The 15,753-nt window shown below is 31.5% G+C and carries 14 protein-coding genes and 2 pseudogenes; 9 read left to right on the top strand and 7 right to left on the bottom strand.

The annotated features are described in order from the left end of the window. Nucleotides 1-3: 3 nt before the first annotated feature. The 5 genes from IDG65_RS11215 to IDG65_RS11195 form a co-directional block, all read right to left on the bottom strand. A complete protein-coding gene (locus tag IDG65_RS11215; protein ID WP_001670222.1) occupies nucleotides 4-480 on the bottom strand; it encodes a Pycsar system effector family protein in 477 nt (158 codons plus the stop codon). 5 nt (nucleotides 481-485) lie between these two features. Continuing rightward, nucleotides 486-1,757: a Pycsar phage resistance system cytidylate cyclase PycC gene (gene pycC, locus IDG65_RS11210; protein WP_000368662.1), complete on the bottom strand. Its 1,272-nt coding sequence runs from the start codon at nucleotides 1,755-1,757 to the stop codon at nucleotides 486-488. 363 nt (nucleotides 1,758-2,120) lie between these two features. Continuing rightward, nucleotides 2,121-2,741 (bottom strand): hypothetical protein, encoded by a 621-nt coding sequence (locus tag IDG65_RS11205; RefSeq protein WP_000673114.1) that lies wholly within the window; start codon nucleotides 2,739-2,741, stop codon nucleotides 2,121-2,123. A 128-nt stretch (nucleotides 2,742-2,869) separates the two neighbouring features. Then, a complete protein-coding gene (locus IDG65_RS11200; protein ID WP_001549968.1) occupies nucleotides 2,870-3,241 on the bottom strand; it encodes an HNH endonuclease in 372 nt (123 codons plus the stop codon). After that, nucleotides 3,238-3,375 carry a hypothetical protein gene (locus IDG65_RS11195; RefSeq protein WP_001791883.1) on the bottom strand — a complete coding sequence of 46 codons (138 nt, stop codon included), beginning with the start codon at nucleotides 3,373-3,375 and terminating at the stop codon, nucleotides 3,238-3,240. The genes IDG65_RS11200 and IDG65_RS11195 overlap by 4 nt, the downstream gene beginning before the upstream one ends. 55 nt (nucleotides 3,376-3,430) lie before the next feature. Here IDG65_RS11195 and cstB point away from each other — a divergent pair. Further along, a pseudogene (gene cstB, locus IDG65_RS11190) lies at nucleotides 3,431-4,749 on the top strand (persulfide dioxygenase-sulfurtransferase CstB). A 372-nt stretch (nucleotides 4,750-5,121) separates the two neighbouring features. Here cstB and IDG65_RS11185 read toward each other — a convergent pair. Both IDG65_RS11185 and IDG65_RS11180 read right to left on the bottom strand, forming a co-directional pair. Beyond that, nucleotides 5,122-6,612, bottom strand: coding sequence for an RNA-binding domain-containing protein (locus IDG65_RS11185; RefSeq protein ID WP_000554504.1), 1,491 nt, complete (start codon nucleotides 6,610-6,612; stop codon nucleotides 5,122-5,124). A gap of 672 nt (nucleotides 6,613-7,284) precedes the next feature. After that, complete coding sequence (locus tag IDG65_RS11180; protein WP_000613248.1) at nucleotides 7,285-8,334, bottom strand: hypothetical protein; 1,050 nt, start codon at nucleotides 8,332-8,334, stop codon at nucleotides 7,285-7,287. Nucleotides 8,335-8,472: 138 nt separating this feature from the next. On the opposite strand from IDG65_RS11180, the gene ssb reads away from it, so the two are divergent. The 8 genes and pseudogenes from ssb to IDG65_RS15155 form a co-directional block, all read left to right on the top strand. Further along, the gene (ssb, locus tag IDG65_RS11175) at nucleotides 8,473-8,763 is read left to right on the top strand and encodes a cassette chromosome ssDNA-binding protein (protein ID WP_001036438.1); all 291 of its coding nucleotides are present in this window, start codon (nucleotides 8,473-8,475) and stop codon (nucleotides 8,761-8,763) included. Then, nucleotides 8,763-10,550, top strand: coding sequence for a cassette chromosome replicative helicase (gene cch1, locus IDG65_RS11170; RefSeq protein WP_000122620.1), 1,788 nt, complete (start codon nucleotides 8,763-8,765; stop codon nucleotides 10,548-10,550). Before ssb ends, cch1 begins: the two co-directional genes overlap by 1 nt. Before the next feature lie 233 nt (nucleotides 10,551-10,783). Beyond that, complete coding sequence (ccrA, locus tag IDG65_RS11165; RefSeq protein WP_000815640.1) at nucleotides 10,784-12,133, top strand: cassette chromosome recombinase CcrA; 1,350 nt, start codon at nucleotides 10,784-10,786, stop codon at nucleotides 12,131-12,133. 21 nt (nucleotides 12,134-12,154) lie between these two features. Next, entirely contained in the window at nucleotides 12,155-13,783 is a 1,629-nt protein-coding gene (gene ccrB / locus IDG65_RS11160; RefSeq protein WP_001186608.1) for a cassette chromosome recombinase CcrB, read from the top strand. Nucleotides 13,784-14,304: 521 nt separating this feature from the next. Then, nucleotides 14,305-14,655: an SAUGI family uracil-DNA glycosylase inhibitor gene (locus IDG65_RS11155; protein WP_000849672.1), complete on the top strand. Its 351-nt coding sequence runs from the start codon at nucleotides 14,305-14,307 to the stop codon at nucleotides 14,653-14,655. An 86-nt stretch (nucleotides 14,656-14,741) separates the two neighbouring features. Next, nucleotides 14,742-15,053 carry a DUF960 family protein gene (locus IDG65_RS11150; RefSeq protein ID WP_000700851.1) on the top strand — a complete coding sequence of 104 codons (312 nt, stop codon included), beginning with the start codon at nucleotides 14,742-14,744 and terminating at the stop codon, nucleotides 15,051-15,053. 14 nt (nucleotides 15,054-15,067) lie between these two features. Continuing rightward, nucleotides 15,068-15,574: a DUF1643 domain-containing protein gene (locus IDG65_RS11145; RefSeq protein ID WP_001092189.1), complete on the top strand. Its 507-nt coding sequence runs from the start codon at nucleotides 15,068-15,070 to the stop codon at nucleotides 15,572-15,574. Between the two features lie 48 nt (nucleotides 15,575-15,622). Further along, nucleotides 15,623-15,753, top strand: a pseudogene (locus IDG65_RS15155) (transposase); the annotation flags it as partial.

The following is a 15,753-nucleotide window of genomic DNA, read 5'->3' as shown; positions in this document are numbered from 1 at the left end:
AATTCAAGAGCATATAATCTGAAAGATACTTGAAAATAATAAACAGGAATAACCTAATGCTGAAATTATAAAAACCTTTCTAATGATTGAATATTTCATAGATGCAGTTTTTGCTAAAAAATAATTTTGTTGTATCGTCTTTTCAAGTAATTCTTCCTCTTTTTCAAATTTCACTTTCTCTATAAATTCTTTTTCTCCCATACTATTTATATTATCCCAAAAAATAATTCCTTTTTCGCTTCTATTATTTGTTCTTGGATATACTGCAAATGCTGCTAGTATAATTGTAATTATCAATAATATAAAAGCTGTAAAATTGAAAATGTCTTCAGTATTATGAAATTTAATATTACGTTTTGAAAAGTTAAAATTTAAAATAAAGCCATTAATACTTATGATAGCTAATGCCTTGGCATCAGCAAATTTAATATATTCATTTAGATAGCTTTGATGTAACTTTATGTACTCATCTTTTTTCACATTACTCAATCCTCTATTCCTAATTTTCTCACTTCTCTATTATTATCATTTATAAAAAGACCAAAACTATCATGACAAATTATTTTATCATTGATGTCGTACAAATAACATTCCATAAAATGTAATCCTGTATAAGCTGTCTTTTGATTACAATACTGATACCCTTCATACTGATTCATTTCAAATTCTAATTCCTTGTCCTTTTTTGCCTCCTCTCCGTAGTTTACCACTCTCCATTTAATATTTTTAAATTCTAGACATTGATTATAAATTTCTAATTTAAATAACAAATTCATTTCTTTTTTTAAAGCACTACCTCTTTCAATATATTCATATTTATCCTGATTTTTTTCATCAATAATCCAACATCTTATTTTCAAATCTCTAGGTGAGTAAAATTGTTCATTTTCTGTAGAAAAAGGAGGCAACATTGAAAAACTATTCAAGTATTTTTCCCATTCAAACACTTCCATAGAATATCTTCCCAGATTATTTGTATTTAAAATATATCTTTTCTCAACATCAACACCATTGTTCTTCTCAATTTTTATACTTCTAAACTTTTTAGGAATATCAAGATATTTATTTATATTTTCTCCAATCATAATCTTATTTGAAGGGGCTTTGTTTTGTAATTTTGATGCTAAGTCAGTATGTATACTGGTAGAAGTTATTTCATTAATTCCATCAATTCCATATTTTGACCACAATACACTAGAATCATCACCAAAATCAATTCCTATTCTAATCTTTAACGGCTCTAAATTTTCACTTTCAAAAAACTTTTTTAATGTTGTGGCGTTAAAATACTGCATTAATGACGCAGCGTTGATTGCATTAATTATTGCATCACTTTTTTCCAGTTCTTTATGTCCAAAATAAACAAGCACCGCATCTCCTTGTATTCTATGAATATGACCGTCAAATGCACGAAATATTTCTATAGCACTAGAAATTATCGCATTTTTATAAAGTTTAACTTTATCCAAACTATATTTCAAAGCTAGCTTTGTAGACCCAGATATATCTACAAACAGGGAACAAATGTACTGGTATTCATTAGTATTTTCTATTCCAAAAAAGTCAGGATGTGTTCCTATACTTTTAGAAAAAATTTCTCCCTCTTTTCCAAACAACTCTCTTATCTCTTGAACCATAGGAAGATAACTATTCTTTTCATTATCATTTCTTATAATGTATGATTTACTAGTAAGGTTTTGGAATTTTGAAATATTACTTTGAAATAAATTATCAAAAATTCTTATGTGATTGTCCATTCTGTCACCTCTTTATTTATTAAATTGGCTAATACTACCCCTACTTATGATACGCCTCTGCTTATCAGTTAATGATGCGGTTTTTGAAAAATAACTACAGAAATTTATAGAAGAACAACAAAACTCAAACGCTATATCATATAATAAGTTCTTAGAAGCTTACAAAGTAGACACGTCTTCTGATTAAACTAATACAGTTGATGAATTAACAGAAAATCCAGTATGTACTGAGTACATAAGAGATCGAACAGAAGCTAGAGAAAAAGGTCAAGGTAGAACTTATTAAGCATATTAAATTAATTAACTTGATACTTTTCAATAAAAAACAGAGCACCTCCATAACGTGGAGGATGCTCTATTTTTTTATAACGCATTTACTAATATTTCAAATTCATCTTTATTAATATTAATACCTTCAAGATTAACATTTACTAAATTAGGGTGTTGACCGCTTGTTAGGACATATACTTCAATATGTGGACATGTTTCATTAACGATAGGCATGATTTCTTCATCAAACCGCTTCGGTCCATTGTTTTCACTGTAAATCACAACATGAAATTTAATATCATCAGCTATATTCATAGGAATTTTGTCTTCTCTCTTTCTAGACAATACACACTGTTTTCCTACGATATTTGAAATCCATTCTTCTTTCTTTCGGCAATAATCTATAAAATCTTTTCTTTGATATCCTAAGTCCATTTTAACTTCTAGTATATTTTTAATTTCATTATCTTCACAAATTAATAAATCCGGATATCTTGTACTTAAAGATTTATCAATCATAGATAAAGGCTGATCAATAAATATTTGGACACCTTCCAATCTACTAATCAAATAAGCACCCAGCAAGTCTTCTCCAATACCTGAAATACTATGATTACGTCCTCGATATAAATTTTCATGAGGATAAGTAGGCTTTCCTGCTTCTTTATATGCCTTTACAAGATGTTCGATAACTTCCACTTCAGTGAATTTCATACTCAATCACCCTATCTATAGATACTCTATATTTCAACAAACAAAGTATATCACACATTTGAAAGCATAAATACAAAAAACCTCCTAATAAATTAAGAGGGTTGAATGATAGTTTATAAAATATTAAATTATTTGCTATTATAATTAACTATTTTGGTTAATTCTTTAATCGTTAAAGGTTTTTTAGTATTTCTATGAATCATTTTATGGCAATTAGAACATAGTGGGACTAAATCTTTTTGTGGATTTACTTTTATTTCTCTTTTTATTGAAAACATTGGTTTTAAATGATGAATTTCAATAAAACCCTCACCTAAATCGCCATACTTAGCTTTAAAATCAAATCCACATACTTTACATGTAGTTCCATGAATTTTAATAGCTTCATTTCTTAATGCCTGATTTCTTTCATATTTAATACCGTACTGTACATATGGTTTACCTTCGACATATTCAGTGTTTTCTAACTCATTATCTAAATTTAAAATATTCGTTTTCAAGACTTTTGTATATAACTTTTTAAAGGTTCCTTTAAAGTCATAGGACCTTGAACATTACCTTTTAACCCATTATCTTGTAAAAATTCTAAATCTAATTGGTCATCATCAAGTTTGTTTAATAACTTTAATTCCATGTAATTACCATAGTTAATATAATTATCACCCTTGATAACAAATTGACTATCATCAATTTATGATAAACATTTATCTCAAGCATCTTATTTAATCGGTTGTCAAAAAACTGGAGAAGCCATGATCATTGATCCTATTTGTGACTTATCTTCATATATTCGAGTTGCCGATGAAGAGAGTTTAACCATTACTCATGCAGCTGAAACACATATACATGCAAATTTTGTTTCAGGAATTAGAGATGTTGCTATAAAGTTAAATGCTAGTATTTATGTATCGGGCGAAAGTGATGACATGTTAGGTTATAAAAATATGCCTAACCACACTCATTTTGTTCAACATAATGATGATATTTATGTAGGAAATATAAAATTAAAAGTGCTTCATACACCGGGTCACACGCCAGAAAGTATAAGTTTTTTACTTACTGACGAAGGTGCTGGAGCACAAGTTCCAATGGGACTATTCAGTGGTGATTTTATTTTTGTAGGAGATATCGGTAGACCTGATTTACTAGAAAAAGCTGTTAAAGTAGAAGGATTATCTGAAATAGGCGCAAAACAAATGTTTAAATCTATTGAAAGTATTAAAGACTTGCCAGACTACATTCAAATTTGGCCTGGTCATGGCGCTGGTAGTCCTTGTGGTAAATCTTTAGGTGCTATTCCAACATCTACGCTTGGCTATGAAAAACAAACGAACTGGGCTTTTTCTGAAAATAATGAAGCTACCTTTATCGATAAACTCATTTCTGACCAACCTGCACCACCACATCATTTTGCACAAATGAAAAAAATTAATCAATTCGGTATGAATTTATATCAACCTTATACGGTTTATCCAGCTACAAGTACAAACAGATTAACTTTTGATCTCCGCAGTAAGGAGGCTTATCATGGTGGACATATTGAAGGTACAATCAATATTCCATATGATAAAAATTTCATCAATCAAATTGGCTGGTATCTAAACTATAATCAAGAAATTAACTTGATTGGAGACTATCACCTTGTTTCAAAAGCAACACATAACATACTTTACAACTTATTGGATATGATAATGTGTCTGGATATCAGTTACCACAAGCTCAAATTCAAACACAATCTGTTCATAGTAAAGACATAACTGGTAATGAAGCACATGTCTTAGATGTACGTAATGATAATGAATGGAATAATGGCCACTTATCCCAAGCGGTTCATGTGCCACACGGCAAACTTTTAGAAACAGATTTACCTTTCAATAGAAACGATGTTATTTATGTAGACTGTCAGTCTGGCATTAGAAGTTCTATAGCTATTGGTATTTTAGAACACAAAGGTTATCACAACATTATTAATGTAAACGAAGGTTACAAAGATATATACCTTTCTTAATAATTATATTTATACTAATGAAGAAGGACTATAAGTAGTTAGATATAGCTTTTAGATATAGCTTATAGTTCCTTTTTATATTATTGGATAAATATCTATTTAAAAATCATTTATATACCCTCGCTTTATATCATTTAATAAATATTTTACATAGTACATACCTTTTTTGTTTATTGATGTGATCAAAAAACATAACAGCAATTCCTATAAACCTCATATGTTCTGATACGTTCAAAATCCCTTTATGAAGTGTCTAAAAAACCGCATCTCTGCGTATCGGTTAATGATACGGTTTTCTATGATATTTATTAATAAATATAAGATGCGAAGCATTTGTATAATCCAAACACTTCGCACCTATCTCTTGTTTTTTTATTTATTCCTAAAGAAAGACTCTAAACTTTTAATTACTTTTTTAGTTCGCAATATATCAGCTTCTTTTGATTCTATTAACACATATTTAGTAGCCGGACCTTCACCTTCTTTTTTTATCAAGTTATCATCTTTTAGTTTTTTTAAAATATTTCTAAACTGATATTCTGTCATATTTTCCATTTTTAAGGCTTCACCCTTACTTATTGATCCATAGTCAATAATATACTTTATTACTTTTTTGTCTAACTCAGGATATTTTTCAAACTCCTTCATTAAATCTTGTTTCCAAAGTACTACATTAGTGTCCATGTCCGTTAATTCTATTTCAGGCGTTTTAAGCTTATGTCTATTAACTACATCGAATATCCTTGGTCCTCCAGATCCAGCTTTTTCTGAATATCCTACTCTTCTGAAAAGCGTCGATAATATACTATTTCTGTCCTTTGAATGCCCTCCATGAATAAAATCTTCTTTATTTATTCTCATATTACCCGGATTATAAAACTCTATAAAATCTTCACAATTAACTATTTTAATACTTTGCTTAGTATCATAATACGCATGCATTAATGTATTAACCAGTGCTTCGCGAATTGCTACTTTTAAATCTCTTGCATAATTTTGTCTAGTCAAACCATCATTTAGGCTAAATGATTCCTCAATGTTATCAGTTAATTTTATCAATACTTTTTCAAAAAAACTATACACGTTTAAATCTTCATTACCTAAATCTCCACTTGATATTCTATCTTTCCAATCAGTATCTAGGTAATTTGTTTTCTTAAAATAATCTAATTGAAATCCTGGGAATCTATCACTAATCGCATTATACTTACCAAAGAATAATAAACATGCTGTAGTCATTTTATACTGTTTGTCTTTCGAACTTCTATCTTTTCTATATGCTCCTAAATCTATCATTAAATCCAGTTGGCTCATATTCGCATATCTCTCATCATTAGTATTTTTTAATAGAAGTTTCCTATAATTTTCGATAGATTCGTGATTTAAATCAGACATGTCATAGTTATCTAATAATTCTGTATCTATATCGTCTTGAGAATTTACAATCATGAATTTATACTCTTCTTCAGTCGCAATTCTATCAGCATCATCAACTCTTTTATATACTAAATCTTTTTTATTATCTACATATATCGGTTTCTTCGAATAAGGCGCTTCTGGTACATGAATTTCAATGCACGCTTTATTTTCAATATTAACAATTTTAACATCTTTATTTGATAAAATATTTTGACTAACTTTACTTCTTCCATATAGTGCATTCCAAAAATCTTCAATCATTTTCTCTGGATCTTCAACACCAACTGAAACAAAGACTTTTTTGTCCTCGATCTTTTTTTCTTCAATTCCTAAATATATAGTACCACCTTCAGTATTTGCAAAAGCACTATACGTAGACCAAATATCATTAGATAATCCTTTTCGTGATTTCTTATACTCTATATATTTACTTTCTCTATGCAACGCAATTCCTCCAAACCATAAATATTAAAATACTCCATTAATTTACTCAAACCGTCTACCATAGTATTTCACGCGATTTTCGCGCGATTACTACGATGATTTCAAACGATTCCTCTGATTATTTCACGCGATTTTCGCGCGATTACTACGATGATTTCAAACGATTCCTCTGATTATTTCACGCGATTTTCGCGCGATTACTACGATGATTTCAAACGATTCCTCTGATTATTTCACGTGATTTTCGCGCGATTACTACGATGATTTCAAACGATTCCTCTGATTATTTCACGTGATTTTCGCGCGATTACTACGATGATTTCAAACGATTCCTCTGATTATTTCACGTGATTTTCGCGCGATTACTACGATGATTTCAAACGATTCCTCTGATTATTTCACGTGATTTTCGCGCGATTACTACGATGATTTCAAACGATTCCTCTGATTATTTCACGTGATTTTCGCGCGATTACTACGATGATTTCAAACGATTCCTCTGATTATTTCACGTGATTTTCGCGCGATTACTACGATGATTTCAAACGATTCCTCTGATTATTTCACGCGATTTCCACAACATTTTTCGTATTTCAGAACGATTAAGACTACATTATCCTGGCTTAATATTAATTAATTTTAATTATATCTATAAATATTTTCAGTGAAAAACTATTTCTTTAAGGCATCTAATGCTTTAAAAAACAACGATACATTGTACTCAATATTGTTATGCTTTGTTTTTTCTCTAGGAAAGCAGTAGGCTTTATAATAATCAATTTTAACTTTCAACATATTTTGTTCAATAGATAAAGTTGCATTTAATAACGATTCTTCTAATCCATTTTTAAATCTTTTAATCTGATCTTTTACGTATCTATACTTTTTAATAGATTCTTCTATCAGTGTAATTCTTTTGTAATTATCTTTTTCTCCTTCACATGTATCTACAATGTCTCTAATAATATATAATCTAACAACAGGTAATCGTATATCTATAAGTAAAATAATGACATATGATTGAATAAATTCGTTTAATTTTTTCCCAAACTCATAATCTGTTTTCTTTTGTCCTTTAAATGCCTTCAAATACAATTCTATCAAATAAAATAGTTCATTTAAAAAAGCCCAAGCATATTCCTGTTCTAATGCAACATAACTAATCAATTGATTATTAAGATTATAAAACTGAATCTCATTATATAAATATTTCCAATGATTCTCCAATTTTGTATACGATATTTTTTCTCCTAACCGTACATATTCATTTTCTTTTTTTGACTGATTATAGAGTGTGTCTATCTTTGTAACTAATCTTTTTTGCGTTTTGTTTATTTCTGCCAATGCTTTTGAAGTAATATTTGAATCATAACTCATATGTGCATCTACTTTCTTTATCGCGAGTAGTGATTTCAATTGTTCTTCATTTATAAATGGATTACGTTTAAAATTATTATTTTGACTATTGATATGCGTCATGATATTTAAATTACTGTAAATCTTATTGATACTTCTAAACTCAGTATCATCTAATAAATAATCGAAATTTGAGTTTAAATGTTTTTTTATAAATGAAACTCTATCCATCTTTTGATGTTCATTTAAATCGCTTAAACTTCTTAATAACAACAAATCTTCATAAACCTCAACTGTTACATCAAATTTCAAATAATCAACTAAGTTTCCATACTTATCAATAATTTCTTCTAGCGTAGGTATCAATATATACCCCCCCTCCCCATTTTTTGTTCCGCGTCTAATCATAATGCTTCATTTATGCTTATTATAGCAATCAATTGAAGATAGTTTAACCTATATGATATTGATTGACTCCTTAAAAATTATTGGAGGAATTTTAAAATGAATAAGAAATCTAAGCAGCAAGAAAAGCTTTATAATTTTATAATTGCTAAATCTTTTCAACAACCAGTTGGAAGTACGTTCACTTATGGTGAATTAAGAAAGAAATATAATGTGGTTTGTAGCACGAATGATCAACGTGAAGTAGGACGTCGTTTTGCTTACTGGATTAAGTACACGCCAGGATTACCATTTAAAATTGTAGGAACAAAAAATGGCAGTTTATTATATCAGAAAATAGGGATAAACCCATGCAATAATAGCACGCCTTCGAAAGGAGGTGATTGCTAATGAGTTACACATTGTTTGAAATTGGCCCATTTGCTTTAGATTCCTTCGGTTGGAAAGAAACGATACCACCTAAAAAAGATGGTGACAGTGAAAAAGTGGTTAGAATGGCTAGCCCTATTATTGTTAATGCAAGATTTTCTGATCCAATTACTGGTGTTGAAAAGTTGATTATTACTAACAACAATGGTAAAAAAGACATTTTTGAGTCTGATATCTTAACAACACGAAACTTACCTTCTTTAATTAAATATGGCTACAGTATTAACGAGAAGTATATTAGATCATTGAGTTATGCCTTGCAATTGATGCGAGATAGATTACCACTTTCTGAATTATATGAGGGTGTAGGTATACTAGAGACACCTTTTGGCTACTTGATATCGCTAGATAAAGTTCTCAAATCTATTCAATTTAATCAGTCCTCACCTTCATACCCTATTGTAGATAGTGCTTATGACTTAACTCCTAAAGGTACATTTGATAATTGGTTTAACATGTATATTGACGAGGTTAAAGGTCATCTTCTTTTAGAATTGGCAGTCATATTTGGGATTTCTGCCTTAGTGACAAGTTTTCTGAAGCATAAACATGAAATCGAATTTGCAGGAATTCTCTTTAGTTTTACAGGTCAATCCTCAACCGGTAAGTCAACCGCAGCTGCTTTAGCTGTATCAGTCGCTGGTAACCCTACCAAAGGTAATGAAACTCTTTTTAGAAGTTGGAATGCCACACGAAACGCACTTGAAGGTTATTTGAGTAACAATTATGGCATTCCTATAGTATTTGATGAGCTTTCATCTACGACACTTAGAGATACCACGGGTTTGTTATATTCCATCGCTGAAGGTCAAGGTCGTCAACGTTCAAACGTTCATGGAGAAGTTAAAACGCCTAAGAATTGGGGTACTTCTGTCATTTCAACGTCAGAATACAGTATTTTTAATGATTCAGCTCAAAACGATGGATTACGTGTAAGAACCATCGAGATTAATGAACAATTCACTACAAATGCGACCAATGCTGACAATATTAAAAAAGCTGTAGCACTAAACTATGGTCATGTTTTACCGTTAGTAGCTAAATATCTTATAAATCGTGAAGATGAAGTTATTCAATGGTTTTACAAGGAAGTAGATTGGTTTGAAGCTAAATTGAAAGATGAAACAAACAATACAGGTATTCGTATGTTTAAGCGTTATGCAGTCATTACAACATCTGCGAAAATATTAGGTCGTGTTTTATCTACAGATATTGATATCGCTAATATAAGAGACTACTTTATTGATTATCATACTCATACAGTCTCTGAACGCTCATTAGCTGATAAAGCTATTGATGTCATCATTCAATTTGTGGCACAAAACAGAGGTAAGTTTTCAGATGAAGGTGCTTTGAAAAATATGTTTGAGAACTATGGATTAATCTCATTAAAAGATGACCATATCGAAGTAAAAATAATTGCGAACGTTTTTAAACAGATGCTAAACAATCATCAATTTCAAGATGTTAATAATGTTGTCAACGCCTTAAGAGATAAAGGTTTCATATTAGCTGACCGTGGACGCCAAACAACTAAAAGAAGTGTCAAAGATAATAGCGGTAAAAAACAATCACTTGTATTTTACCATCTAAAATTAGATGTAGAGTTTGCATCTATCCTCGGATTAACTAAAGATAAGTCGTTACTTCAAAATTGGACACCGTCAAATGATAACAAAGCTGCGAAAGAACTTTTTAAATCCGCTAATGAAGGGATAGGCCCTTCAGGAGTTCACGAAGATTTCTAATTGTCTTTATCATACAACTGTGAAGCATCAAACTGAATAATCGACGTATTGAAGATAGAACAAATAACGGAGTGAAAAACATGGATGAACTTATCGAGATATTAGCCGATTTGGTAATTGAAGAAATCAATCAAACAAATGACTAATATGGACGCCCAACATCTCATTGATGTTGGGCTTATATATCAATTCATCCATAAATATATATTATCACTGTGAAAGGAGGAGCCGATATGAAACAAGTCATAGGCTATTTACGTCAAAGTACGATGAAACAACAATCTCTTGCAGCACAGAAACAAGCTATCGAAGCAATAGCCGAAAAACATCATATTCAACATATCAACTTTTATAGCGACAAACAATCAGGTCGCAAAGATAATCGTAGTGGGTATCGACAAATAACACAATTAATTCAACAAGGACAGTGTGACATATTATGCTGTTATCGTCTTAATAGGTTGCATCGTAATCTGAAAAATGCATTAAAACTCATCAAATTATGTCAAACGTACCATGTTCATATCTTAAGCGTACATGATGGTTACTTTGATATGGATCAAGCTTTCGACCGACTCAAGCTTAATATCTTCATCAGTTTAGCCGAACTTGAATCGGATAACATTGGAGAACAAGTCAGAAATGGGCTTCAAGAAAAAGCAAAGCAAGGTCGATTGATTACAACACATGCACCTTTTGGTTACGAATATCACAACGGAACATTCATCATCAATCAAAATGAGTCACCAACGGTAAAGGCTGTATTCAATTATTACATTAAAGGTCATGGTTATAAGAAAATTGCACAGTTATTAGAAGAAGATAACACGTATATCAATCGACAACCCTATCAAGTTCGTAACATTATCATCAATCCTAATTATTGTGGTCGTGTCAACAATCAATATGGCCAATTCGACAATATGTTTCCTTCTATTGTTTCCACAAGTATATATGAGCAAGCGCAGAGACTTCGATTGCAAAAACAAACCAAACAGACACCTTCGGATAATCAACTCAAACAAAAAATCAAATGCCCATGTTGTAATGCAACACTTACAAATATGACCATTAGAAAAAAGAATCATACATTACGTTACTACGTCTGTCCTAAAAACATGAATGCTTCACGCTTTGTCTGTGATTTTAAAGGCATCAATGCACAAACACTTGAAGATAAAGTATTAGAAGTGTGCCGAGACTTTTATCAAAATCAACGCATCTACACAAAAATTAAAAGTGCGATTGACAAACGCATCAAAAGACAAAGAAACATAGAAAAACATCACACATTGACTCAAGAACAACTGATAGAAAAGTTGGCACAAGGCATCATTGATGCAGAAACGTTCAGAGAGCAAACACAATCATTACGTCAACAACCGCAACGCACTACATCTATCAATGGGCATCAAATACAACACATCATTCAAAATATTATTCAAAAACGTTTCACGTTAAACATATTGTACCCCTATATTGAAACCATTCACATTACGAAAGATAAAAATCTTATAGGAATCTATTTCAAAAATGAACCACTCAATATTGTCAATCAAACCATGCAATCATCGATTGCATAAATGAAGAAAGGATGTAACATAATGCAACAACTTAAAACAAAACGTGTCGGTATCTATGTACGTGTATCAACAGAAATGCAAAGCACAGAAGGTTATAGTATCGACGGACAAATCAATCAAATCAAAGAATACTGTGACTTCCATCATTTTGAAGTTAAAGATATATACGCTGACCGTGGTATTTCAGGTAAATCTATGAACAGACCTGAGCTCCAACGTATGTTGAAAGATGCAAAAGAAGGCAATATCGACTGTGTTATGGTATACAAAACAAACCGATTAGCTCGTAATACATCTGATCTTCTCAAAATTGTCGAAGATTTACACAAACAAAATGTCGAATTTTTCAGTTTGTCAGAGCGTATGGAAGTCAATACTTCTTCTGGTAAACTCATGTTACAGATACTTGCGAGTTTCTCAGAATTCGAACGTAATAACATTGTCGAGAACGTATTTATGGGTCAAACGAGACGTGCCCAAGAAGGCTATTATCAAGGCAATTTACCACTAGGTTATGACAAAATACCAGATAGTAAACACGAGCTAATGATTAACCAACATGAAGCTAATATTGTAAAATATATATTCGAGTGCTATGCCAAAGGACATGGCTATCGTAAAATTGCCAATGCATTGAATCACAAAGGATATGTCACTAAAAAGGGGAAACCTTTCAGTATTAGTTCAATCACATACATCTTAGCTAACCCTTTCTATATCGGCAAAATTCAATTTGCGAAATACAAAGATTGGAGTGAAAAACGTCGTAAAGGGCTGAATGATAAACCAGTGATAGCTGAAGGTAAGCATTCCCCCATTATTAATCAAGATTTATGGGATAAAGTACAAATGCGTAAGAAACAAGTCAGTCAAAAACCCCAAGTCCATGGCAAAGGAACGAATCTGCTTACAGGCATTATTCACTGTCCCCAATGTGGCGCACCTATGGCAGCAAGCAATACCACGAATACTCTTAAAGACGGGACTAAGAAACGTATTCGTTACTATTCATGTAGTAATTTTCGGAACAAGGGTTCCAAAGTATGTTCGGCAAACAGTGTAAGAGCTGATGTGATTGAAGATTATGTGATGAAGCAAATACTTGAAATAGTCAAAAGTGATAAAGTCATTCAACGCGTAGTAACACACGTCAATCAAGAAAATCAAGTTGATGGCGCTGCACTTCATCACGATATTGCTTATAAGCAACAACAATATGATGAAGTACAAATCAAAATAAATAACTTGATTAAAACCATCGAGGATAATCCGGACTTAACATCAGTAATCAGACCAAGTATTCAAAAATATGAAAAGCAACTCAATGACATTACGAATCAAATCAACCAACTCAAAAATCAACAAAATGAAGATAAGACTTTATTTGATGCCAAAGAAATCAGTAAACTATTACAACACATCTTTCATGATATTAAGCACATAGAAAAATCTCGACTCAAAGCATTGTATCTATCAGTGATTGATCGCATTGATATTAAAAAAGATGGTAATCATAAAAAACAATTCTATGTCACACTCAAACTTAATAACGAAATCATTAAACAACTTTTCAATAATAAACAACTCGACGAAGTGCATCTCAGCACTTCGTCTTTATTTTTGCCCCAAACACTATATCTTACTATTTAGCTAATAGAATCATTGTTATAACAATAATTTTCACTATATTCTTTCGCTTATTTTATCTAACTATTTTCAAGAATTGCTCTTTATCAATTTCAATAACACTTATCTAATGAAACAGTTATTGTCGTAATTTTTTCATAACTATACAATGCTTATATTGAAATTGCTAAAGAACATCCCACAATGATTTTTTATCGGGAAATGATTGGGATTTGCAGATTCGAAGAAACAGAAGGATTGTGCAAGCACAATCCCAAAATCCCGTTACTTTTTATAAATAAATAATATATATAAGGAAGCAGAGACACAACCCTATCATCAATACTTATAAATAATGAGTTGATTGTTTGTCAAAATAGGCGGAATTTCAGGATTTCCTTGGCATACCAACGTTTGTAGCGGGTTTTTATATGGAATTTTCTCTTATTCCCACCGGGATTCGTAATAAATGACAAATCAAATATATATTATCTCAATGATGTATATGAACTACATCACTATTACACTATCTAGGAGGCAATAATATGAAAACCATCACTCAAGAACTCAAACAATATATAACCCACCTATTCCAACTATCTAATAACGAAGCTTGGGAATGTGAAGCGCTGGAGGAAGCAGCAGAAAATATTCTACCGGAACGTTTTATTAATGATTCTCCACTGGTACATCTCACACTCGAGACTTATACCTACTATAATGATGAACTACATGAGCTAAGTATCTATCCATTTCTAATGTATGCCAATAACCAACTCATCAGTGTCGGATACTTAGACCATTTTGACATGGACTTTCTGTACCTTACAGATACTCAAAATATCATTATTGATGAACGTCATTTACTAAAACAAGGAGGTCAGGACCATGAATAATTGGATCATAGTTGCTCAATTATCCGTCACAGTTATCAACGAAATCATCGACATCATGAAAGAAAAGCAGAAGGGAGGGAAATAGCATGAAAATCAATCGATACATCACAAGAGGAATTAATGAAAGTATTCCACTAGACCTTCAAATCTTACTTTGGCACATGGTAGAAAAAAAAGATAACCAGCCTCATACAGATTACCTACACATTTTTAAATTACAAGAAGATGAGAATATACTCTCAATCACACATGAACAAGAACAACCCACATACAAATTGGAATATCACTATACAAACTATGAAAAAAATCAAAATGCATTACCTAAGAAAGTCTACGTCATTCGTGAAGATGACGTGGACGCTTTTTATTATGTGATGCTTTTACCAGAAGAATACTAAAGGAAGTGACGATGATGAATACAATCAAAAGTACGATACACACAGAAGCCATATTTAGCGATGATGAACAGCACCGCTATTTACTCAAGAAAACATGGGATGAAAAGAAAGCTGCATGCACAGTGATAACGATGTATCCTCATTTAGACGGTGTATTATCACTCGATCTCACAACTGTTCTTATCCTCAACCAATTAGCCAATTCAGAACGATACGGTGCTGTATATCTTGTAAATCTATTCTCTAATATTAGAACACCCGAAAACCTCAAACATATCAAAAATCCATACGATGAGCACACTGATATTCATTTGATGAAAGCGATTAGTGAAAGTGACACAGTGATTCTTGCTTATGGTGCCTATGCGAAGCGACCAGTTGTTATCGACCGTGTCGAACAAGTGATGGAAATGTTAAAACCTCATAAAAAGAAAGTAAAAAAGCTCATCAATCCAGTAACAAATGAAATTATGCATCCACTCAACCCTAAGGCACGTCAAAAATGGATTTTGAAATCATAGCAAATACATGGAGGTCAATATGGAAACAAAACAAATCAACATCGTTTTACTGTAAATGATATTGTTGAAACAATTCCTGACAATGAATTCGACGAATTCAGACATCACCGTGGTGCAACTTCGTACCATCCTAAAATGATGTTAAAAGTGATTCTATATGCCTACACACAATCTGTATT

Origin of the sequence: Staphylococcus sp. EG-SA-17 (assembly GCF_017151845.1) — a bacterium.
In the GTDB taxonomy this organism is placed as follows: Bacteria; Bacillota; Bacilli; order Staphylococcales; family Staphylococcaceae; genus Staphylococcus; species Staphylococcus aureus.
The sequence above is the reverse complement of the archived record's forward strand: the minus strand, read 5'-3'. Positions and strand labels throughout refer to the sequence as shown.